A 23,044-nucleotide genomic window follows, 5' to 3' on the forward strand; every position below is an offset into this window, starting at 1 on the left:
TTTAGCCCCCGAACAGTCGTTTAAAGATGCCTTTTCTAGGCTCAGTTAGGAAGCGGAACTCGACTTCGTTACCTAACAAACGATCAACGGCATCAAGATAAGCTTGGCCTGCATCTGACTGTTCGTCAAAAATGACTGGCACACCTTTATTCGACGCGTTCAGTACCGCTTGGCTTTCCGGAATCACACCGATAAGCGGAATATGAAGAATATCCTCTACGTCGCTAACACTTAACATTTCACCTTGAGTGACTCGACTAGGGTTGTAACGCGTTAACAGTAGGTGCTGTTTAACAGGTTCTAAACCTTTTTCGGAGCGTAGTGACTTCGAGTCTAGGATACCAAGGATGCGGTCTGAATCTCTTACCGAGGAGACCTCTGGGTTGGTCGTAACGATAGCTTCATCTGCGAAGTACAGTGCCATTAAAGCACCTTGTTCAATACCGGCTGGTGAGTCACAAACGACAAAGTCGAAGCCCATTTCGTTCAGTTCATCAAGCACACGTTTTACGCCTTCGGTACTTAGTGCATCTTTATCGCGGGTTTGTGAAGCAGGTAAAATAAACAGGTTTTCAGAGCGTTTGTCTTTAATCAGAGCCTGATTAAGAGTTGCTTCTCCGTTAATAACGTTAACGAAATCATAAACAACGCGGCGCTCACAACCCATGATAAGATCAAGATTTCGTAAACCAATATCAAAATCGATAACCGCGGTTTTTTTACCTTTAAGTGCTAAACCAGACGCGATAGCTGCACTCGACGTCGTCTTACCTACGCCGCCTTTTCCTGACGTAACAACAATAATGCGTGACATTTGTTTCCCTTATTAAAACTAAGCTGTAAATATTTCGAAGTGTAGTGTTTCGCCAGCTAAACTAAGCATCACTTTCTTTTGCCAATATTCACTCGTAATTTGGTCGCTTAACCAGTAATTGCCTGCAATAGAGACTAACTCAGCTTGCAGGTCATGACAGTATATTCTAGCTTCTTGAAGTCCACTAGCACCAGCAATAGCACGGCCACGTAAACTACCATATATGTGGATTGATCCGTCTGCAATGACCTCCGCACCGGCACTGACATTATTCATGACAACTAGGTCGCAATCTTTGGCATAGATCTGCTGACCCGAGCGAATCGGTGTGGTGACAACCTTCGTTGGCGTCATTTGCTGTGGAGCTTGTTGTGGCGATTTACTTGCCGTCATAACGGCAAATCCTGCTTCTGAAGCTAAAGTTTGTGTTCTTTTATCTTTTGTTCCAGTAATACCTACCGGAACCATTCCTGATTTAGAAATACCGTTCTTAAGCTCTGCAAAATCGATATCTCTTTTCACTTGAGCAATGTTGATGACCACTGGAGCATTTGCAAAAAATGCTGGGGCCTGTTCCACTTTTTCTTTTAAAAATTCGATACTACTATTGATGTCACCATCGGGAAGATGTAAAACCGACAGCGTAAAACTGCTACCTTTCAAATCAGGTGTATTTGACATTGGTAAATTAAAACCTCGACGCTGAAAATAACGCTTACAAATGGCATTGCCTGTGATTAGGGCTGTCATGTTATAGTCACTGAATGAAGTCAGCAAGTTATCTTACTTTTAATTGACTGTTTTCTTCCCAAAATTAAGTTAAGTTTATGTTTTGCGACAGTGAAATTCTGTCGACAAAATGGAATTGTTTAAAGGCGAATTATGCTCTGTTCTATCTATCGTAGTACCAAGAAAGAGGGTGCTTACCTCTACATCGTTAAGAAGGATGATTTTACAAAGGTCCCTCAGCCATTGCTAGACATGTTTGGCAAGCCTATCTTGGTGATGACCATGAAGCTGGATGGGAAGACTCTTGCAAGAGTTGACACAGAAAAAGTAAAAGAGGCTCTGGAAGAACAAGGCTATTTCCTGCAATTGCCACCACCGCCAGAGAATGTTCTCGAAGAATTTAAAACGCTAAAGTCAAAGCAATCGTAGACATAAACGTTGCCTCGGCTTAGGAGGAAAAATGAAAAAGATAATGTCAGTTGGTTTGGGAGTGCTCCTTAGCTTTTCATCGTATGCAAATCAGGTCAGTTTTGAAGATTATGTGAACAGCTTAAAAACAGAAGCGAAAGCCAAAGGCATTTCAGAGAAAACTATTCAGGATGCTTTTGCTAAGGTTGAATACAAGCCCAGAGCGATTGTTGCTGACAAAAACCAGCCAGAAAAGAGACTGACTCTGGATGAATATATCCCAAGAGCCGTTCCGGACTGGAAAGTTGAGCAGGCAAAGAAACTCTACAGAGAGCATGAAGCTGAGTTAAACCGTATTGGTGAGCAATACGGAGTATCGCCAAGATACATTGTCGCCTTATGGGGTGTTGAAAGTAACTTTGGTAAGTACACCGGCGGCTATCAGGTGATCAATGCGCTAAGTACATTGGCTTACGATGGACGTAGAGAAGCGTTTTTCCGTGACCAGACAATGGCAGCCTTAAAAATTATCGATGAAGGTCATATTAGCGCGCAAGATATGAAAGGCTCTTGGGCCGGTGCAATGGGGCAGTGTCAGTTTATGCCCACTTCATTTTTATCCTTCGCTGCGGACGGTAATGGCGACGGCAAGAAAGACATTTGGAAAACGCCTGCTGACGTTTTTGCTTCCACCGCAAATTATCTAGCTCAATCAGGTTGGGATAAGCATCATATCTGGGGAAGACAGGTTAAAGTCCCACAAGGGTTTGATATGTCGCAACAAGGCCGTGAAAAAGGCAAAGGTAAGATGTTGAGTGAGTGGGCAAAACTGGGTGTAATGAAATACAACGGTCAGCCACTACCGACGCCAACCGATGACGTTGAAGCTTGGTTAATTGCTCCGGATGATGAGAATGGTCGAGTCTACTTGGTCTATAATAACTACAATGTGCTGATGAAGTGGAATCGTTCTTATTATTTCGCTTTGGCGGTAACGCATCTGGCGGATCGTATTATTCTATAGATATCAAAAAAGGACCGTTTTCGGTCCTTTCTTGATTCTGCCAACAATGGTTAGTTTGTATGGTATTGTTCGCAAGCAAATAGGGTATTTTCAATTAGGCTCGCCACCGTCATTGGACCTACGCCACCAGGAACTGGGGTAATAAAGCTTGCTTTCTCTTTTGCTACTGCAAAATCCACATCGCCTACAAGTTTGCCGTTTTCTTGTCTGTTGATACCGACATCGACCACGATAGCGCCGTCTTTAATCCATTCACCTGGAATAAAGTTTGCTCTACCTACTGCGACGACAACGATATCTGCCTGACGTACGTGAGATTCCAAATCTTTCGTGAAACGATGGCATGTTGTGGTCGTGCAACCCGCTAGCAGTAACTCAAGTGTCATTGGACGCCCAACAATGTTAGAAGCACCAACGATGACAGCGTGCTTACCCTTGATATCGACATCGTAACGTTCTAGCAGAGTCATGATCCCTTTTGGAGTACATGAACGTAGCTTAGGTATACGCTGCGCTAGGCGTCCAACGTTATAAGGATGGAAACCATCGACATCTTTCTCTGGTAAGATTCGTTCTAAAATAAGCGTTGAATCGAGTCCCTTAGGTAAAGGAAGCTGAACCAGGATACCGTCAATTTCAGGATCGTTGTTTAATGCATCGACTAGAGAGAGAAGTTCGTCCTGAGTTGCCGTTTTAGGAAGGTCATAGGATTTAGAAATGAAGCCAACTTCTTCACAAGCGCGGCGCTTACTTCCAACGTAGACTTGAGAAGCAGGATCTTCGCCAACAAGAACAACAGCCAGCCCAGGTGCTCTCAAGCCAGCTTCAAGACGTTGTTTAACGCGAGCAGCAACTTCAGAACGTACTGTTTTGGAGATCAGAGTTCCATCAATGATTTGAGCAGTCATGACTTTCCTTTAAAAAATAATAAGCAAAAAAATTTTTGCGCATTGTCGCAGATTCTGCAAGTAACTTCTATAGGCAAACGTTTGCTTTGGAGGCTTTTTCAGCACTCAAAACAGTATTGTTCCATTTTTAAGCATTCAAATCATAATATTAGATAAATGCATTGATTTCGTCAGTTTAACTCGTATAATTCATCCCCATAGCGCGCCCTTAGCTCAGCTGGATAGAGCACCTGCCTTCTAAGCAGGTGGTCACAGGTTCGAATCCTGTAGGGCGTGCCACTATTCAAAAACCCCGATAGCTCTATGAGTTATCGGGGTTTTGTCGTTTATGGTGATACTCTATAAATGCGATAGTTCTCTAACTACTCACAGTGCTATTACTGAGTTTGATTTCAACGTAACTTATTTTTGCTCCATTACTGGTTAGAGTAAAGCCTTTTTGATTTCCTAATTGTGCTGTTTTGACATATCTTAGCTAGTGCAATGAGCGAAGTGCACGGCAATAGACTCCTTCTGATATTTTCTAATCTAAGTGCTGATTTTGTTTTGAAATCTAGTACGATACATTGAGACTAGTATATTGCGAAGACTACAAGAAGCTTGAAGATCTTTCGCAATGAAATCTGAATGTTAGATAACTCTTGTCATTGTGTTATATTGATTTCATAATTCTAAGGTTATTCGATTTGGCGCATAGGAGATTTATAAATGATTGGACAAGAAATCGATATAAATGACATAAGAGACACTTATGATATTAACGTCGTAATATTAACTGCGACCCAAATTGAACTAGAGGTTGCGAAATCTTTCCTTAAGCCAATTGATGAGCAAATTTTAGTCTCTTATGATTCATCAAATACCTATTATATTGGTATTTATGGAAAATTTCTTTGTGCTATCGTTAAAACAAATAATATGGGAGCAATTGCCTCAGGAGCTGCGTTGCAGACGACTCAAGATGCAATAAATACTTTTAGGCCCAAAGCTGTAATTATGGCGGGAATAGCACTAGGGAAGTCGAAAACGAAGCAAAAGCTAGGTGATTTGTTGATTAGTAAATCTCTTGTGTTTTATGAGCAAGCAAGAATAAATAGTGATGGTACAGTAGAGTACAGAGGCATAAAACCAGAGTCTAATCGTACGCTTTTAAATCGTTTTACTCAAAATACTAATCATCAGTACCATTTTGAAGGTCATGACAAAAGCGCAGCTGTTATAGCTGGTCCTATTTTATCTGGAGAAAAGCTTATTGATAGCGCTGAGTTTAAACAAGAACTTTTAACTCAATTCCCTGATGCTATTGGCGGAGAAATGGAAGCTGCTGGAGTTTATTCAGCTTGTAATAATGATAATATTCCTTGGATTATTTTAAAGTCTATATGCGATTGGGCTGATGGAACAAAAGAGAAGTCATTTCAAAAAGAAAGTGCACATATAGCCTTCTCTTTTCTTAATAAAGTTTTGGACTCAAGTCATGCTTTTACGAGTTTGAACATGTCCGCACATAAAAAAAAAAGGATCTACCAGAAGTAAATTTAGATGCAAGTAACATTCTGCCCCTCTTTGTAAGTAGGCGAGATCTAGATAGAGTTTTAGACACCCAAGAAATAATAAAGATATACCAAAAGAAAATCTATTATGAATATTTCCATTTTAAAGATCGAGGCAGAGTTGAAGGTTTTTTATTTATAGGAAAAAATGTCACAATAACTAACACATTAGATCACTTTGTGGATAATTTTGATGTTCCGGATATTCTAAACTTATATGTTAATAAAAAGTATAATAATAATGGACAGATCGATAGGATATCGCACCTTGACAAAGAGTGTTCGAAAAGGGGATTATCAAAAAAAATATATGATGGTGTATCATATTTAGAAGAAGTTATTTGGGATTCTACATTAAGATCTTATATTAAAGAAGAACACCATCGAAGAAGCGACTATATAGATCAAGACTTGTTTACATACTTTCAAGAACCTGAAAACTTAGGCCAAGGAATCGATTATTTTAAAGGAGTTCTGTCAGATAAGTTTGGTAGTAGTATTTCTGTTATTTTTGGACGAGGTGGTGTAGGAAAAACAACTTTCTGTGATGCTTTAAAAAATGAAATTGATACAGGTGAAAATAAAAAAGGTGTCTTTTTAATCAAAGGAGAGCAAATTAGTAATCTTGTAAACTTCAATGATATATATATTGAATCTATTTTGGATCTGTTTGAAGCTTTTAAAGTTGAAAGCAATCTATCTACTTTATCAAAAAGTGATTTTAGCCTTAATTATTCCTGTGGAAATATATTGGTAATAATTGATGGGTTAGACGAGATTGATAGTGCACTAGGTGAAAGGTTCAATTTAGAAAAGTTTTTTAGCTCTTTGTCTGATCTAGATGACCGTTTCCATAACACTAAAATAATTCTAACTACACGTGACTACTTTGAAAAAAATATAGTTTCAGCATCCCCTTTGATACGAAAGTTCAAATTAAAAGGGTTTACTGAAAAGGATATAGAAAAATATAAGAAAATTAAATTAAGTAACGATATTCAGAAAGCAAATTTTGATAAATTACTAGAGGTGAATAAGCTTAAAAATAATGGGTTCTCTTTGCCAGTTATTATCAATTTAGCATGTCAAGCGGTTTTAGATAGTCCTGATGAACATATAGTACAAGGTTATCAAAGTGAATCTGATTTCTTAATTGGGACTCACGTATATGATTCAATTTTAGAATACATGTTAACTAGAGAAATTGATAAGCAAAAACTAAATACTACAGTTGATGGCCTATTTCAGTTGCTTTCTGAAATAGTCATTGACTATAAAAATAAAATGAGCATTAATGATCTTAACGAATATGTAGAGCTTACTTTTAACGAAAATGGTGATAAATTCCTAAAGAATCCTCTTTTAAATGTCAGAGATAACTTTATATCAATAAAAGAAGAAGCGTTGACATCGTTAATTAAAAGTCGATATCTCATCTACCTATTAAAAAATGACATTTCTCGGTATGAAAAGATCAGTGATATATTGAAAGATTCTTATAAAGGATCTGGAGATACTTATAATACTCTACGAGAATTTGTTGATAACACTGATTTTGATTTTAATGCTACTAAGCTTATCAAGAAACTAAAAGAATCTGAAGTTAAAACAGAATTAACTTATGATAAATTAAAATATAGAAAAGCCATATCTTCGTTGCTGTATGCTTTATTAAGTAACAAATCATCATTTGATAAAAATGAAAGATCTGATTATATTTATAAATTATTAGGGGGCAAGAATAACATTATAGATGGTTTGCATATATATGGGGATTTTTATTCACTTGGTTTTGATTCTTATAAGGTTATGAACTCTTCTTTCAATGAGTATAATAAATTAAGTGACTGTCATTTCGGAAAAGAAAATGAGTATATATTTTCTTTTTGTAACTTTAGTAATATAAATATAGCTAAAGTGGGGGACTTAGAAAACTGCTTTTTTGAAAATTCCTGTAAATTTGAAAAATGCAATATTGTTAGTGTTTTAAATACTAAGTCTGATGAAAATAAGAAGAAAAAAGAGAACATAAAATCGAATATAATATCGATTGCAAAGTATATAGGTACTACACAAAGATCTTTTAACTTGATAAAACTTAATACAACCGTTAATTGGAACAAATCACATAAAGGTTTTATTGATGAGCTAAAGAAACTTGGATTTATTCAAGTTGATAAAAATGGATATTTTAGATTAAATAAAGATTACTATGATGATTTACCACACATTACTTTAGGAAGATTTCCAAAAACTTTGAATAATATTGTAGATTGCTTAGCTAAATAGATTAACTTATAGTGGTTAATCGAATTTGGCCATATTAATAGAGGTTTGGTCGCATGTTTTATGACATTTGCAATAACAAACCTTATCTAAAACTCATGATTAGATGAAAAATACTAACAAGGTTTTGTCCATCAACGTGTCAGCGAGGTCTTCGTTGGCACGAATCAGCCCCTTTACAATTTGACGGTTGTATATATCTAATTTTCAAATGTCCCTCATTCACCTTAGCTTTTTAATAATCTTTCAGTTTTAAGACCCGTATCAATATAATTTGTTATATGAGGTGACATTCTGACCAGTATTAAATGACCTTGTCTTACAGGAATAGCTTAAATATATGGGATTAGCAATCATGGATGACGCGAAAAACATTGGAAAAATAGCAGAATCACACTTTGAAAATGGGCTTTTATGTGCAGAAAGTGTAGTTACGGCTATTGCGGATTATCACGGTGTAGATAATAAACTCGTATCTAAAATGGCAACGGCATTTTGCGGAGGTATGGCACGTACGTGTGGACAATGTGGTGCTCTATCTGGTGCCGTTATGGGTATAAGTCTAGCTTTGGGACGTGACTCAAAAGACGACACAGTGACAGAAGCATATGAAGCGACCCAAGAGTTGGTTCAACGATTTGAAAATGAGTTTGGAGCAAGGGACTGCCATAAGCTATTGGGTTGCGACATAAGCACTAAAAGAGGAATGGAACAATTTAAGGCTCAAAACCTTCGAGTTAACTGTACTAAATATACTGGTAAAGCAGCAGAGATTGCAGTACAGGTTTTGAGCAAAAATAGCTAGCCAAGTATTACGGTTTTTCCAGATTTTGAAATACTTAGTGGTATCCGAATAGCAACTATTGCGTTACCCAGTCAAACTCACTTCTGTCCATAAACGTGTTGGCATTCTCCTCCTTGCTTAACAGCCTTAACCCTTTTTCAATGTACATCGATACGGTTGTCCCTGTGGGAAGAATAAGGCCAATCGCTGTTTATAGTGTTTGCATCATTAATAAAAATATCTTCGGTAGTAACTGTCGTTGTTCTTGCCCATTCGTTAAGTAGTCGTGATACCAAGGTTACGCAGAACTCTATTATCCATTTCAAATAGAACTTCTAACATCTGATCTTCTAATACATAGAAAAGCTCGAAGGCAGGATTGCTTAGGAGAGGGAAGTTAAGCTCTAGGTTGAGCATTTTATTTTTGATTCAAATTCTCTTTTAACTGATTCTCAGGATCATAAAGTGTGAGAGACATTCTCAGGCATTTTTACGGAGCAAAGCCTGAGAATAATCTAATCTCTCTTAATATTTGTAACTCATATTCAGTCCGACGCCGTAATTTCTGCCTGGAGCGGGTTCGTAGTAACGACTATAGCTATCGTTAGCGACGATGGAACCAATGTAGTTTCTGTCAAAGACGTTATTTACTCTGCCGTAAATGTCCAATTGCCAATCTTTGAAGTCGTATTTATAACCGCCACTAAAATCGGTAACAGAATAGGCTGGTGCATGATCGGTATTGGCATCATTCACCTGTACTTCTCCAACATATTGAATGTTGGTTTGTGCATACCAACCGCTTTCAGGTAAGAAACCGAAAGAGAGGTTGCCGATGTTGTCAGCGATTCCAGTCAGTTTATTGCCAGAGCGAATGCTTGTATCGCTAGAGCAATCACTGGTACTGCATTCATCACTACGATATTTTGCATCCATGAGTGTCCAAGACAATTGCAGTTTCCAGTCAGGCGCAAATTCATGTTGATAAGACGCTTCAATTCCCTGGCGGCGTGTTTTTCCTGCATTCTTATAGGTTGTGCGGCCATTAGAGCTTTGGTCAACCACGATTTCATCTTTAGTATTAATCTGGAAAAGAGCCAATGACAGCAAATCTTGACCAAAATATTTTTTGGTTCCGATTTCAAGACTCGTATTTGTCGTTGGTTTTAGATTAAGATTTAAACCACCAGTACCATCGCTACGATAGGAAAGCTCGGTAATGGTTGGACTTTGAAACCCTTTCCCGATGGACGTGTAAACGTTCCAGTCTGGTGTGAGATAATATTGTAGTGAGGCAACCGGGAGAAGTTTATGAGTGCTGGTGTCGCCACTATCATCACCATTGTCATCGGTAATATAATAGTCGTTTGAATCGAAGTAGACGGAGCTATACCTCAAACCGAGGTCGAGTCTTAATTTGTCGGTCAGGCTAAGACTAGACTGAATATAAGGGTCAATATTCCACATTAAATTCCGTTCATTTCGGCGCAGACTACCAAGAACGCCAGTTGTGTAGTTACCATCAGACTCGGTGTAATTTTCGAAGCCACGGCGACGTTCGGTCATCGTTTCATAATCAATACCCGTTGTGACGGTCATTGGAATATCGGATAGGTAGCCTTGGTGAGTCCAACGAGAATCAATACCTTGATAGTCACGTTTTAATATGATTGCTCCACCTGCATGCAAAGGGTTGTTTTCTTGAGTTGAATAAGGGATTGCAAGGTAGGATCGCATTTTCCGTTCACCAGCATAACCAGTGAAACTTAGACTATCGTTGTCAGTTAATTCTTTTTCATAACGTAGTCCAAACTGTGTTTGGTTAACATACTTTCGGGTGTTGTAGGATTTGACCGCATCTCTAGCTTGGCTCGGATTTTCTTGCCATGAAGAATAATTCAAACTACCGGGGTCATTGGCATCGAGGTCCACGGAATTAAGAATCAGCGTTAACTTACTAGTGTTATCGATGATAAAACCCAACTTGGCGTTGGCGATGTCTTTATCCGCTGCACTATGTTCACGAAATCCATGAGTCGAGAACCTGGAGGTGGATAGTGTGTAGGTCATATCACCCGCTTGATTACCAGTTCCCGTTTTACCAACGGCTTTTACGCCGCTTTTCCATGTGCCGTAACTGCCGTAGTAATGACTGGTTTCAATCTTATTTGGTTGGTTTACCGCTGTCTCTGTTTCTATGTTTATCACGCCACCGGCAGAATTTCCGTAGAGAGCTGAAAACGGGCCTCGTAATATGGTGACGTTATCAATGGTGTCGATATCAATATTGGATGTCTGACTTTGTCCATCGGGCATAGTGGCAGGAATACCATCTACATAGATTCTTATTCCCCTCACACCGTATTTCGCACTAGCTCCAAAGCCACGAATCGCCATTTGTAGGTCTTGTGCGTAATTTTGGCGGTTTCTTACCTGTAATCCGGGAATGTCTTTTAATTTTTCTGATAAGTTGATTGCTGGTGTGGCTTTTCTTAATTCATCTCCCGATTTGATCGTGACAGATTCGGGGGTATCAAATTCAGATAGCGCGCCAGATGATGCGGTAACCACTATGGTATCAAGATTTTGTGTTGAGTCTGTTTTATCTTTTGTACGGTCCGTTTCGGCATGCAGAGCCGCAGGTAGAAATAAAACAGCGAGACTGCTGAATAGTATTTTTTTCATTTTAATTTTATGAGTGATTTAAATAAATCAAAATAAATATCGTATTCAATAAAAATATAAAATAATTTATTTTTGAATGATATATATTCTAAATTATTTGGTTTTATTATGTCATTAAATGTTATATCCAAGATAATATCTCAATCAAGAAAATAAAAACCACTTTATTTATATAGGTATTTATTGTTTTTTTAAATTTTGATTTTAGTTTTAATTAGGAAGATAATATAAAAGAATTAAATAAAGTATAAATCTAAATTATAAATAGTGGAGTAAAGTAAAACATGAATGATGATTCAAAAAGGAGGCCAACGCTTTTAACGCTTTGGTATTATGTTTTCTCGATATTGCTTTTGTTTACCGGCGGCTACTTTGTTATTGGTGGCGTCGAACTGATATCTTTAGGAGGTAGTTGGTATTTTCTTCTTTCTGGCATCATTTTCTTATTATCTGCTATTACTCTATTCAGAAAGAAATCCATATCCATTTCTCTTTTAATTTTAGCGTTTATTTATAGTGTTGTTTGGGCTCTCTATGATGCTGGCTTTGAATTTTGGCCATTAGAGTCTCGCCTGATGGTGCCTGCTGGCTTGATGTTATTTGGATTTTTGTCATGGCCAGTTCTACGTCGATACGAAGGAAAACAAAGTCTTACTAAAATATCCTACGGGTGTAGTGCTATTTTGTTGGTCGGTTTGTTGGCTGCTTTTTATTCTATGTTTCAACCTCATCCAACCGTTGCGTTTTCTGGAGAAAAATTACCGCTTATTCCTGTAGATAAGACTCAACAACAGAAAAACTGGGAAAATTATGGTAATACCCCTGAGGGTGACCGGTTTGTCGCATTAGACCAAATCAATAGAAATAATATCAAAGATTTAAAGGTTGCTTGGACATTTCATACTGGAGATATTCCATTAAGTCCGGGGGGGAATGGTGCAGAAGATCAACAAACTCCTCTTCAGGTTGGAAATAAACTCTTTTTATGTACACCACATAATAATGTAATTGCGGTTGATGTTGATAGCGGTAAGAAAATTTGGGAACACAAAGTTAATGCGGAATCCAAAGTATGGAATCGATGCCGTGGATTAGCTTATTTCGACGCAACCAAACCGATTATTCAACCGACGATTAAAGATGCAGACCCGGTTATTTTACCTAAGTTAGCTTCAAGCGATAAATGTGAACGTAGAATCATCATGAATACGATTGATGCACGTTTAATGGAATTCAACGCGGACAATGGCGCTACCTGCCAAGATTTTGGTGATAACGGTACTGTTGATTTGAAAAAGGGCTTGGGTGATGCTGGAGATCCTAAGTATCAGCTGACAGCTGCGCCAACACTCGCAGGGACAACTGTTGTTGTGGGTGGGCGAGTCGCCGATAACGTATCAACCGATATGCCTGGTGGCGTTATGCGTGGATTTGACGTTATTACTGGTGAAATGCGTTGGGCATTTGATCCGGGTAAAAAAGACCCGACTTTAAAACCCAATCCAAATCAACAGTATGCGCGTAGTACACCAAACTCATGGGCGGCTATGTCGTACGATCCAAAGATGAATACGGTCTTTATTCCAATGGGCAGTTCATCGGTAGATTTATGGGGTGCAGACAGGACGCCGTTGGATCATAAATATGCCACGTCAATTCTGGCATTAGATGCAACAACAGGTAAAGAAAGATGGGTATATCAAACGGTTCACAATGATTTGTGGGACTTTGATATTCCAATGCAGCCAAGTCTAGTCAATTTCCCAATGAAAGATGGCTCGACCAAACCAGCCGTTGTTGTGGGTACGAAAACCGGACAGATTTTTGTCTTAGATAGAATGACTGGTAAGCCACTGACTAAAGTGGAAGAAAAGCCGGTTGAGGTTGGTAAAATACCCAATGAGCAGTACTCTGCGACTCAGCCTTTCTCTGTAGAAATGCCTCAAATTGGTAATCAGACATTAACTGAATCTGATATGTGGGGAGCGACTCCGTTCGATCAACTTGCATGTCGTATCAGCTTTAAATCAATGCGTTACAATGGTTTGTTTACACCACCGGGAACCGATTTATCGCTTAGCTTCCCAGGCTCTCTAGGCGGTATGAACTGGGGTAGTATTTCATTTGACCCTAATAACCATTACGCCTTTGTTAATGACATGAGAATTGGTCTTTGGGTACAAATGATTCCACAAGACAATAGTAAAGCGAAAACCAGTGATGGTGGTGAGTCTGTTAATGCTGGGATGGGGGCTGTGCCTCTAAAAGGCACGCCTTATGGAGTCAATAAAAACAGATTCACATCACCGGTCGGTATTCCTTGTCAAAAACCACCATTTGGTACGTTGTCCGCAATCGACCTGAAAACTCGTAAGGTAGTGTGGCAAATGCCTGTTGGTAGTGTTCAGGATACAGGTCCATTCGGCATAAAAATGCGTATGAAAATGCCAATTGGTATGCCAACGCTTGGCGGCACTTTGGCAACCCAAGGTGGTTTAGTCTTTATTGCTGGGACTCAGGATTACTATTTACGTGCTTACGATTCGTCGACAGGAGAGATGCTGTGGAAAGCTCGACTTCCAGTTGGGAGTGGTGCATCGCCAATGAGCTATGTTTCTCCAGAAACAGGTAAGCAGTATATTATTATCTCTGCAGGTGGCTCTCGACAGTCTCCTGACCGAGGTGATTATGTGATTGCTTATGCGTTAGACAATAAGTAGTTTGTACGAGATTTTCCTCTTCATTTTCAAGATAAACGGCCTAATAGGGCCGTTTTTTATTGAATATTGTTTTCGCTAGTATTGATTCTGGTGTATTGACCTTCCCTCAAGGGTAAGCTTTATGCTTAACCTAAAGATATTTTTAGGAAGGGAAACTTGTGAAACGTAGAGACGTACTTCGAGGTGGGGCAGCTTTGGGAATGATGGGGTTAATCCCGCTTCCTTTTCGATTTGCTTTAGCGAATACATTGAGCCGACCCAATCTTCCAGTTCCATCCATATTGACGCCAGACGGTGATGGTTATTTTCATCTAATCACTCAAGAAGGGCACACCCGTTGGGACGAGACACTTGAGGGAAAAACCTATGGTGTCAACGGTCCGATTCTTGGACCAACAATTCGGGTAAAACAAGATGATGTTGTCAAAATTAAGCTGACTAATCGTCTAAATGAGACCACGACTATGCACTGGCATGGATTACTGGCTCCTGGTGATTGTGATGGTGGTCCCCAGCAAATGGTAAAGCCTGGAGAGTCCTGGAAAACCGAGTTTAGAATTAACCAACCGGCAGCGACATGCTGGTACCATCCGCATCCACATCATGCGACGGCACGCCAAGTCGCAATGGGTATCGGGGGCATGTTTATTATCGACGATAAGCGCAGCGAGGAGCTGCCATTACCAAAAGAGTACGGAGTTGATGATATCCCCTTAGTCCTACAAGACAAAAGGCTAACGGATAGTGGGGATGTTGATTATACCCTCGATCCGGTTATTGCATCGGTAGGATGGTTTGGTAATACGATGTTAACTAATGGCGTTATCGAGCCACAAAAAGAAGTGCCGAAAGGTTGGGTTAGATTGCGTCTATTAAACGGGTGTAATGCTCGGGTGCTCGCCATTGCGACTTCTGATAAACGGCCTATGTATGTTATCGCAAGTGATGGAGGATTACTTTCCAGTCCAGTGAAACAGAATGTACTACCAATCATGATGGGAGAACGATTTGATATTATAATCGATACGAGTAATGGGAAGCCCTTTCAACTTATTGCGTTGCCAACAAATCAGATCGGAATGACATTACCACCGTTTGATAGCCCCGTTGTGGTATTACATTGTAATCCAACCTTACCTCGAAATAATACCAGTTTACCTAATTCGCTGGCCGATGTTCCTGACGTTGATATTCCTTCAGACGTAAAACATAGAACGATTCAATTAACCATGAATCACCAATTACATATGTATGGGATGTCCCAGTTCCGAGAACAGTATGAAGGTGGACGAGGAATGATGGGGATGATGAGCGATGATAGTGAGCCAACAACAGAACAGCTATTACGTAGTAATTCTATTGACAACAAACCTTATGAAATGGGACAGCCTGCTTTTGATGTTAAGCAAGGACAGTATGAGGTTTGGCACATTTCTGGAATGATGCTGCATCCTTTTCATGTCCATGGAACACAGTTTCGGATTATATCAGAAAATGGCGTCGCTCCTGAGCTACACCGTCAAGGATGGAAGGACACTGTGTTGATTAACGGTTCTGAGAGTAAAATCCTCGTTAGATTTGATCATACAGCAAGTCAGCAGCACGCATATATGGCACATTGCCACTTGCTTGAACATGAAGATACCGGAATGATGATGTCATTTACGGTAAGTTAGCTCTCCCGAACTAACTTATTTTCCCAACACTGATTTCGCACCGTTCAGTATGAAATAAGCGATAAGAGAACCGCATACGACGCCAATTAAGTTGAGTAGGATATCATGTACTTCAAGTTGATGATGGTGACCCCAAATTTCAAGTACCTCGTGCAATACTGGGATGGAAAGAATAATGGTTCCGCTCCACAACGCCTTTATATTAGTAAAAGACCAGTAGGTAACGAAGCCAACAACAGCGTAGGCGAGAATATGAAGTTGGCTATGCCATGGTCCGGCAGCTTGACCAACCTGAGGTAAAAATGCGCCTATAAATAACGTAATTAGAAGGACTACAAAGAGACTTAGTCGCCATATTCTCGAAATATATAAAAGATTAAGTACGTTCATCAAGCTCCTCCCAATGATATAACCGTAATCTAATTTACACGGTTTATGTCAAATGTGTTACAGCTTAAAGTAATCACTTAGTTGCTATTGCCTGAACAACATGACTTTGTCCATTATGCTTAAATCCTTCATGTATAACGCGCTCAGTTTCATGTAGTAGGGTGAATGACAGTTTAGGTAGTTCATTTAATAGGATCTCTTGTGTGACCATTAGATCTGGATTACCCGGTCCCCCTGTTTTAAATTCGAGTTGTTTCGGAGTATAGGATTCAGCTAGATAAACTCCATTAGGTTTCAGCGCGAGCTCAATTCGCTTGTGGAGCGCTTGTCTTATACCACCAGGAAGATGGCAGAATATAGAAACAATGCCATCCCACTCATGGCTTCCTAAATCGAATTGTTCTAGGTCGGCTTTAATAAACTTAATATCAACTCCATGATCGTTTGCCAGCGCTTGTGCTTTTATTAAAGCGACCTCGGACAGGTCAACTGCGGTGACATCAAACCCTTTCTGGGCTAAAAATACCGAGTTGCGACCTTCACCGTCTGCAAGACAGAGGATCTTTCCATTGGCGGGAAGAATGTGGACGTTATTGGCTAAAAAGTCGTTTGCACTTTTACCGTAGACGTAGTCTTCATTATTGTAGATATCATCCCACATAAATATTCCTTATTAGTTATTTCTAATATATCGTAAGGCGAGACAATATTGAATTCAACCTAAGGGGCTTTATGAATTTTAGAGGTTCTTCACACAACCCTGCGCCTAAATTTGATAATGTCCAAATGTGTCGAGCAAAAACTAAATTTAAAGCAGCAAAGCTGCGCCACATGTCTCCTTATATTTCATAATTATAATTCCGACACAATAGAAACGTAGACCTCTACTTTTTTAGAGGGGCTTTCTTTCGCCTTTAAAAACACGTTATCTGTTGTCGATTCTATCCGTGCCATCATTTGAGCAAACCGCTCGGTTATACCTATTACTTGCACATATGATTTAACGGAGCACTCCTATGACGTTACCCGTCTCTGAAATTCGAGCACTGATTTTGAATGGCCAAGCAACTCTGGGGATAGAACTTGGTTCGACTCGGATCAAATCGGTACTCCTTGACACAGAAAGCCACGTGATAGCCACTGGTGGCCATGAATGGTCGAACGCTTATCTAGAGGGAGTATGGACATACTCTTTGCAAGACATCTGGCATGGTATTCAGGAAAGCTACCGCACTATGGTTGCTGATGTTAAGAGTAAGTACGATGTTGAACTGACTCAGTTAGCCGCTTTAGGTTTCAGTGCCATGATGCATGGCTATCTCGCTTTCAATAAACAGGATGAGTTGTTAGTCCCTTTTCGTACTTGGCGTAATAATTTTACCTCTGACGCGACTCAGGTTTTGATGGATACATTTAATTACCCGATACCACAAAGATGGAGTATTGCACACCTCTACCAATCTATCTTAAATAATGAAAGTCATGTCAAGGATCTAAACTATATGACGACGTTGGCTGGCTACGTTCATTGGCAACTCACGGGTGAAAAAGTTCTGGGGGTTGGTGATGCTTCTGGTATGTTCCCAATCGATATTGAAACGCAGCAATTTAATCAGCGGATGATCGAGCAGTTTAATGAATTGGTGAATCAGCATCATTATTCCTGGCAGGTTCAGGATGTGATGCCTGGAGTGTTAGTTGCAGGTGAAACGGCAGGGAGACTAACGGAAGAGGGAGCAAAACTACTGGATCCTAGCGGCTGTTTGCAATCAGGGGGTGTTCTTTGTCCTCCAGAGGGGGACGCGGGTACGGGGATGGTGGCAACCAATAGCGTTGCTGAGCGAACTGGTAACGTTTCGGCGGGCACATCAATTTTCGCTATGGTCGTTTTAGAAAAAGATTTATCGAAACTTCATCCAGAACTTGACTTGGTCACTACGCCTACCGGAAAACTCGTTGCTATGGCCCATTCTAATAACTGTTCTTCAAATATTGATTCTTGGATCAAAGTATTCAAGGAAGCGACAGAGGCACTCGGCTTTAGTGTTGATATGAATACCCTCTATAGCACGCTATACAATAAAGCACTGGAAGGGGACAAAGATTGTGGTGGCCTTCTTGCTTACGGTTATCTTTCTGGAGAACATATGACGCACTTTGAAGAAGGACGTCCCCTGTTTACACGTACCTCAGATAGTAACTTCAACTTAGCGAACTTTATTCGGGTCAACTTACAAACCTCTCTTGGTGCTATGAAAATAGGAATGGATATCCTTCTCAAGGAAGAAAACGTCAAGCTAGATAAAATGCTTGGACACGGTGGTCTCTTTAAAACGGCCGGTGTGGGACAACGTTTCATGGCCGCAGCGGTTAATGCGCCTGTAGCTGTCATGGATGATACCGCAGGGGAAGGTGGGGCTTGGGGCATTGCGCTGTTAGCAAAATTCGTCATTGATAAAAAGCAGGGTCAGACGTTAGAAAATTATCTGTCTAGCCATGTTTTTGTCGATAGCCACGAAACCGTAGTCGAGCCCGATTTAGACGACGTAGTCGGATTTGAAACCTTTATGGAGCGTTATCGAGCAGGACTACCAATTGAGCGCGCGGCGGTTGAACACTTAAAAAGCTAGCGACTAACATTTGATTGGGGCGATAGAGCCTCAATCAATATTACTACCAGGTATCTTGCGTCTATAGTTATTCCGAATATTTTTTAAGTGAACCAGGCTGGTTAACTTTATTGCTGGCTTAATAATTAGTTGGGCACTGCCGACAATGAACAGCCAGGTTCCACTTTGCATCAATGAATCGTTGAGAAAGAAAAAACTGCCAATTAAGAACCATACGGCGATAAGAAAATCGTTCAGAGCACCTAATGCATCGTAGCGGCTTTGAATAACTAAGTGCTCATGACCAATGGGAATATCGATGTCTCTAGGTTTCTTTATCATCATTACTCCTTGTTTTTGTATTGTATCGACGTTAACACCACTGTTTTAATTACACAAACATCTGGATCAAATCGCAAATTTAAATTTGCAATATGCGAATTTAGATTTGCGATTTTGTAATTTAGTAGCTGGTCATTTTGTGAACTCCGAAAGATGAACTGAATGTTGTTAATGTTAATCATTTGTTATTTAAATCATTTATTGAATATTACTCATTAAAACGTGATGTGATACCAATTTTTGTCACACTTCTTGCATAAGCTAGTAAAGTTGGGCACAACCTTTTGTAGCCCGCTGATTCAAACATTCATTCACTGGTGGTGGCTTATGTTTTCATTATTTAAAAAACAAAAATTAGAATTGTTGGCGCGCGAGCAGGAGAAGGCTTTTCTTACTAGCACGATTGCTGCGATTCAAAATAGCATGGCGACCATCGAATTTGATACGTCTGGCAAGATCATGGACGTCAACGATCTTTTCTTAAAAGTGGTCGGTTATCAAAAGCAAGATGTGGTTGGACAACACCATTCAATGTTTTGTTTTAAAGAACTGACGTCATCACCAGAATACAAGACATTCTGGCAGTCGCTTGCGAATGGTATTGAACAGCGAGGTACCTTTAAACGTAAAGATAGTAATGGAAATACCGTATGGCTTGAGGCGAACTATTTTCCGGTAACGCATGAAGGCAAAGTCATTCGTATTATGAAAATTGCGTGTGATATTACCGCTCAAATGGAAGAAAAGTATGCTACTGAGAGTATCATTAAAGCACTAGATAGCTCTATGGCGGTGATAGAATTTGAACCTGATGGAACCATCATTGATGCAAATCAGAATTTTTTGAGCACCGTAGGATATCGATTAGAGCAGATCAAAGGTAAGCATCATAAAATGTTCTGTGACGATGCCTTTTTCTCTTCTCATCCTCATTTTTGGCGTGATCTGGGGGCTGGTAAGTATCAGTCGGGTAAATTTAAACGGATTGATGCGTCAGGTAGAACAATATGGTTAGAGGCGACCTATAACCCCATTTTTGATGCAAGTGGTAATGTTGTCCGTGTCATTAAATTTGCGTCTGATATCACGGCTAAAGAAGAACACAATATTGCTATCGCGCATTCGGCTGATCTTGCGCTAAGCACTGCGGTTGAAACGACACAGATTGCTAAAGAAGGTGCATTGCAGCTAGATGATGCTGTCGAAGTGTCTAAAAATATCGCACTACAAGTACAGGAAACATCGAGTAAGATTCAGTCGCTTAATGCTAAGTCAAAGAATATTGAAGAAATTGTTTCAACCATTCGTGGGATAGCAGAGCAGACTAACTTATTGGCACTCAATGCAGCAATAGAGGCCGCTCGTGCCGGTGAGCAAGGGAGAGGGTTTGCGGTTGTCGCTGATGAGGTGCGTAAGTTAGCATCGAGAACGTCGCAATCGACAGAGGAAATCGCAAAAGTCGTACAGGAAACCAATGTCCTTATGGCTTCAGCAACCAGTGCAATGAAGGAAGTGGATACTATTTCGGAGCTAGGCAAAGATAAGATTAGCCAAGTTACCAGTGTAATTGATGAAATCTATCGCGGTGCAGAAAATATCTCTAATTCTGTAAGTGCGCTTAACCTGGCGAGTTAGTGGTGATTTAAGTTAGAATGGTTCGAAAAGTCAGAGTGATTCGGTCATCCATATCTCTCTGGCTTTTATTGAGTCCATGTTTCCAAAAATGCTGAATTTGTCCCCCCATAATCAACAATGACCCCGAACATGGGGAAATCGAAAACTTATCAATGCCGTTGTTATGCCTAAATAATAGGGGTCTTGATTTTCCGAGTGTGATCATTGCAACAATCGGGTTTTTACCGAGTTCTGGTTCATTATCGGCGTGAAATCCCATGGAGTGTTTACCATGTTGATACCAGTTGCCTAATACACTGTTAAATTGTTTATCACAGAATGAGTTGACCCTATCAAGAATAGGACGTAACAGGGGGGCAAATTGTTTGGCTGGCAGCGTAGTGTTGGAATAGGTATACGCCTTTTCTCCGTACCAGCACTGAAGTCGTGGTATGTTGTGTTGTTTACCAAACAGAGTTATCTGCCCTTGTTGCCAATCAAGGTCTCTCTTTATAGAGGCAAGAAGGTTAAGAGGGTCTTCTATCCACTCCTCTTGATAGTCCAAGTAACCGTCCAATAACTCAATTCGTTGCATGAGCTTACACAGTTATTAAATATTGCTGGCAATAAGTGATAAATTTATCGATCTTGGCTGGCTTTGAGAAATAAAATCCCTGAAACTCATCTATGCCGAGCTCTTTTAATTTGTCTAACTCTTCTACTTTCTCCACGCCCTCCGCTACGACGCGGATACCGAGGCCATGAGATAGTGACACAATAGAGGAAGTGAACAGGCTTTGCTTATCGAGTTCATGGATATTGACGATAAAAGAGCGGTCGATTTTCACTTTATCGAAACTCAAGTGATTCAGGTTATACATAGAAGACCATCCAGTACCAAAGTCGTCTAAGGCCGTACGGATACCAATTGATTTTAAGTCTTGTATAACGGCTTGGCTCAGGGGTAAATCATCCAGAGTCATTGTTTCTGTTATTTCAAATATCACCGACTTTAAAAGGTGTTCGTTGTCTCGGCCAAAGATATCTAAAACAGTCGAGGATAGGTCTGTATTAAAAAGTGAATCTGACAAGTTTACCGATATTTCGACTCGTTCAGAATACGGCTTCAACTTATCCAAAAGTACATCCCTAACACAGCGGATAGCCCACAATCCAAGCTTTTGACCTAACCCAGCCTCTTCAGCGATCGAAATAACGTATTCTGGGTTAATCATACCAAAATCTGGGTGGCTCCATCTGAGTAAAGCCTCACATCCTATTTTCTCTCGCTGGTTAATATCAACTATCGGTTGATAGCAAAGGTAGAGCTGAGTCTGGGTATTGCCTTCTAATAACAGCAGTGACAGGTCATCAGTTAATCTTTTCCGTTTTCTGGTCTCCTGCTCAATGTCTTGGTCGAAGTAAACTATAGGACCATTTAACGCTTTCTGGGCACGATTTAATGCTAATTCTGCGTGGTTCAAAATCAGCTTATCGCGACGAATGTGCTGGGAGTTACTTAAGAGTGCGGAACTTGCGACGACACCCATTGACAAAGTCATCCTTTTGGCTGGATCAAGTTCTTTGAGACAGGCGTCCACTTTGTTCCACAAGCGTTTTGCAAAGGATTTTACTTCTAAATCCGGATTGAGTGACGTGATGGCAAATTCATCTGCGCCAATACGAAAACAGTGAATTTCGTATTGTTCAGAAATAGCCATAAGCTGTTTGGCTACAGAAACTAATAACTGGTCACCATATTCGTATCCGATACTATCATTGAGTCCTTTAAAACCATGAATATCAAACAACAAAAGATGAAAATTCGAATTAGAAGACTCTTCTTTGAGTAAGCGCATCAGGTCATTTCGGTTACCGAGCTTAGTTAATGGGTCTTTCCACGCTAGAAACTGCTGCGCTTTTGCATCTTTGTAGACCATATAAGACAGAACGATAAAGACCAACAACATGACCAGAATATAGAGTGAAGTTTCATTCTTATTTCTAGAAAGTAATTCGCGTTGTTGGACAGATTGTTCACTAGTGAAACTGATGATAATCAGATCACGAATATCTTTCTCCACCTGATTGAAGTCGTCTAACATCCGAGCCTGTGCTCTCAGGTCGTTTGTAATTACAGCGGTTTCATATAGCTTGAGTTTATTAAATGCGGTTGTGACTTCTTCTTTTGCATTAAATTTTGCTCTCATCTGAGCTGTTTCTTTGCTGGTGAGGAAGGTTGAGTAGCGATTCCATAAAATATCATATTTCAGCTGCAGGTCTTGTTGCGCGCCAGCTTCACCAAATTGGTTTTTCTCAATGGCACGAACTAAATCTTCTGTCTCTAGTCCCATTTTGGCGAGAGCCCAAGCGGAAAGCTGAGTATGTTTGGTTAGAAGATTATAAGAACCTTCTAACTTATAAACAGTCCAAAGACAAAATATCAGGACGAGAGTTAGAAGGCTTACTAACCCAAATAATTTACGGCTGAGCATAGTTATC

At 40.0% G+C, this 23,044-nt stretch carries 17 protein-coding genes, 1 tRNA gene and 2 pseudogenes; 11 read left to right on the forward strand and 9 right to left on the reverse strand.

What is annotated here, in order from left to right; all coding sequences use genetic code 11:
• Nucleotide 1: 1 nt before the first annotated feature.
• Both minD and minC read right to left on the reverse strand, forming a co-directional pair.
• Nucleotides 2-814, reverse strand: a complete 813-nt coding sequence (minD, locus tag EES38_RS07995; protein ID WP_124936661.1) for a septum site-determining protein MinD — start codon at nucleotides 812-814, stop codon at nucleotides 2-4.
• 18 nt (nucleotides 815-832) lie between these two features.
• Nucleotides 833-1,495: a septum site-determining protein MinC gene (gene minC, locus EES38_RS08000; protein WP_124937183.1), complete on the reverse strand. Its 663-nt coding sequence runs from the start codon at nucleotides 1,493-1,495 to the stop codon at nucleotides 833-835.
• 201 nt (nucleotides 1,496-1,696) lie between these two features.
• On the opposite strand from minC, the gene EES38_RS08005 reads away from it, so the two are divergent.
• Entirely contained in the window at nucleotides 1,697-1,972 is a 276-nt protein-coding gene (locus tag EES38_RS08005; RefSeq protein ID WP_124936662.1) for a YcgL domain-containing protein, read from the forward strand.
• A gap of 31 nt (nucleotides 1,973-2,003) precedes the next feature.
• Nucleotides 2,004-2,975, forward strand: a complete 972-nt coding sequence (locus EES38_RS08010; RefSeq protein WP_124936663.1) for a lytic murein transglycosylase — start codon at nucleotides 2,004-2,006, stop codon at nucleotides 2,973-2,975.
• A 50-nt stretch (nucleotides 2,976-3,025) separates the two neighbouring features.
• Here the strand turns inward: EES38_RS08010 and folD are convergent, their stop codons facing one another.
• Nucleotides 3,026-3,883: a bifunctional methylenetetrahydrofolate dehydrogenase/methenyltetrahydrofolate cyclohydrolase FolD gene (gene folD, locus EES38_RS08015; protein WP_124936664.1), complete on the reverse strand. Its 858-nt coding sequence runs from the start codon at nucleotides 3,881-3,883 to the stop codon at nucleotides 3,026-3,028.
• 202 nt (nucleotides 3,884-4,085) lie between these two features.
• Here folD and EES38_RS08020 point away from each other — a divergent pair.
• The 4 genes from EES38_RS08020 to EES38_RS08035 all read left to right on the forward strand — a co-directional run bounded on the left by EES38_RS08020 (nucleotide 4,086) and on the right by EES38_RS08035 (nucleotide 8,527).
• Nucleotides 4,086-4,162, forward strand: a tRNA-Arg gene (locus EES38_RS08020).
• Between the two features lie 429 nt (nucleotides 4,163-4,591).
• The gene (locus EES38_RS08025) at nucleotides 4,592-5,419 is read left to right on the forward strand and encodes a 5'-methylthioadenosine/S-adenosylhomocysteine nucleosidase family protein (RefSeq protein ID WP_124936665.1); all 828 of its coding nucleotides are present in this window, start codon (nucleotides 4,592-4,594) and stop codon (nucleotides 5,417-5,419) included.
• 197 nt (nucleotides 5,420-5,616) lie between these two features.
• Complete coding sequence (locus EES38_RS08030; protein WP_166434222.1) at nucleotides 5,617-7,725, forward strand: NACHT domain-containing protein; 2,109 nt, start codon at nucleotides 5,617-5,619, stop codon at nucleotides 7,723-7,725.
• 352 nt (nucleotides 7,726-8,077) lie between these two features.
• A complete protein-coding gene (locus EES38_RS08035; RefSeq protein WP_124936667.1) occupies nucleotides 8,078-8,527 on the forward strand; it encodes a C-GCAxxG-C-C family protein in 450 nt (149 codons plus the stop codon).
• A 504-nt stretch (nucleotides 8,528-9,031) separates the two neighbouring features.
• Here EES38_RS08035 and EES38_RS08040 read toward each other — a convergent pair.
• The gene (locus tag EES38_RS08040) at nucleotides 9,032-11,191 is read right to left on the reverse strand and encodes a TonB-dependent receptor domain-containing protein (RefSeq protein ID WP_124936668.1); all 2,160 of its coding nucleotides are present in this window, start codon (nucleotides 11,189-11,191) and stop codon (nucleotides 9,032-9,034) included.
• A 284-nt stretch (nucleotides 11,192-11,475) separates the two neighbouring features.
• On the opposite strand from EES38_RS08040, the gene EES38_RS08045 reads away from it, so the two are divergent.
• Nucleotides 11,476-13,911: a glucose/quinate/shikimate family membrane-bound PQQ-dependent dehydrogenase gene (locus EES38_RS08045; protein WP_124936669.1), complete on the forward strand. Its 2,436-nt coding sequence runs from the start codon at nucleotides 11,476-11,478 to the stop codon at nucleotides 13,909-13,911.
• A gap of 158 nt (nucleotides 13,912-14,069) precedes the next feature.
• Nucleotides 14,070-15,587, forward strand: coding sequence for a multicopper oxidase CueO (gene cueO / locus EES38_RS08050; protein WP_124936670.1), 1,518 nt, complete (start codon nucleotides 14,070-14,072; stop codon nucleotides 15,585-15,587).
• A 15-nt stretch (nucleotides 15,588-15,602) separates the two neighbouring features.
• Here the strand turns inward: cueO and EES38_RS08055 are convergent, their stop codons facing one another.
• Nucleotides 15,603-15,977 (reverse strand): hypothetical protein, encoded by a 375-nt coding sequence (locus EES38_RS08055; RefSeq protein ID WP_124936671.1) that lies wholly within the window; start codon nucleotides 15,975-15,977, stop codon nucleotides 15,603-15,605.
• 73 nt (nucleotides 15,978-16,050) lie between these two features.
• Nucleotides 16,051-16,638 carry a class I SAM-dependent methyltransferase gene (locus EES38_RS08060; RefSeq protein WP_124936672.1) on the reverse strand — a complete coding sequence of 196 codons (588 nt, stop codon included), beginning with the start codon at nucleotides 16,636-16,638 and terminating at the stop codon, nucleotides 16,051-16,053.
• A gap of 355 nt (nucleotides 16,639-16,993) precedes the next feature.
• Between EES38_RS08060 and EES38_RS08065 the strand changes: the two genes are divergently transcribed.
• Nucleotides 16,994-18,607 (forward strand): xylulokinase, encoded by a 1,614-nt coding sequence (locus tag EES38_RS08065; RefSeq protein WP_124936673.1) that lies wholly within the window; start codon nucleotides 16,994-16,996, stop codon nucleotides 18,605-18,607.
• 30 nt (nucleotides 18,608-18,637) lie between these two features.
• Here EES38_RS08065 and EES38_RS08070 read toward each other — a convergent pair whose 3' ends face one another.
• Nucleotides 18,638-18,928 carry a YrhK family protein gene (locus tag EES38_RS08070; protein WP_124936674.1) on the reverse strand — a complete coding sequence of 97 codons (291 nt, stop codon included), beginning with the start codon at nucleotides 18,926-18,928 and terminating at the stop codon, nucleotides 18,638-18,640.
• A 327-nt stretch (nucleotides 18,929-19,255) separates the two neighbouring features.
• Here EES38_RS08070 and EES38_RS22920 point away from each other — a divergent pair.
• Nucleotides 19,256-20,017, forward strand: a pseudogene (locus EES38_RS22920) (PAS domain-containing protein); the annotation flags it as partial.
• 177 nt (nucleotides 20,018-20,194) lie between these two features.
• Nucleotides 20,195-20,563: pseudogene (locus tag EES38_RS22925) on the forward strand (methyl-accepting chemotaxis protein); the annotation flags it as partial.
• A gap of 7 nt (nucleotides 20,564-20,570) precedes the next feature.
• On the opposite strand, the gene EES38_RS08080 reads toward EES38_RS22925, so the two are convergent.
• Nucleotides 20,571-21,137 (reverse strand): alpha-ketoglutarate-dependent dioxygenase AlkB family protein, encoded by a 567-nt coding sequence (locus EES38_RS08080; RefSeq protein ID WP_124936676.1) that lies wholly within the window; start codon nucleotides 21,135-21,137, stop codon nucleotides 20,571-20,573.
• 4 nt (nucleotides 21,138-21,141) lie between these two features.
• Nucleotides 21,142-23,037: a putative bifunctional diguanylate cyclase/phosphodiesterase gene (locus EES38_RS08085; protein WP_124936677.1), complete on the reverse strand. Its 1,896-nt coding sequence runs from the start codon at nucleotides 23,035-23,037 to the stop codon at nucleotides 21,142-21,144.
• Nucleotides 23,038-23,044 lie beyond the last annotated feature (7 nt).

It is taken from the genome of Vibrio viridaestus (assembly GCF_003856525.1).
Lineage (GTDB): Bacteria > Pseudomonadota > Gammaproteobacteria > Enterobacterales > Vibrionaceae > Vibrio > Vibrio viridaestus.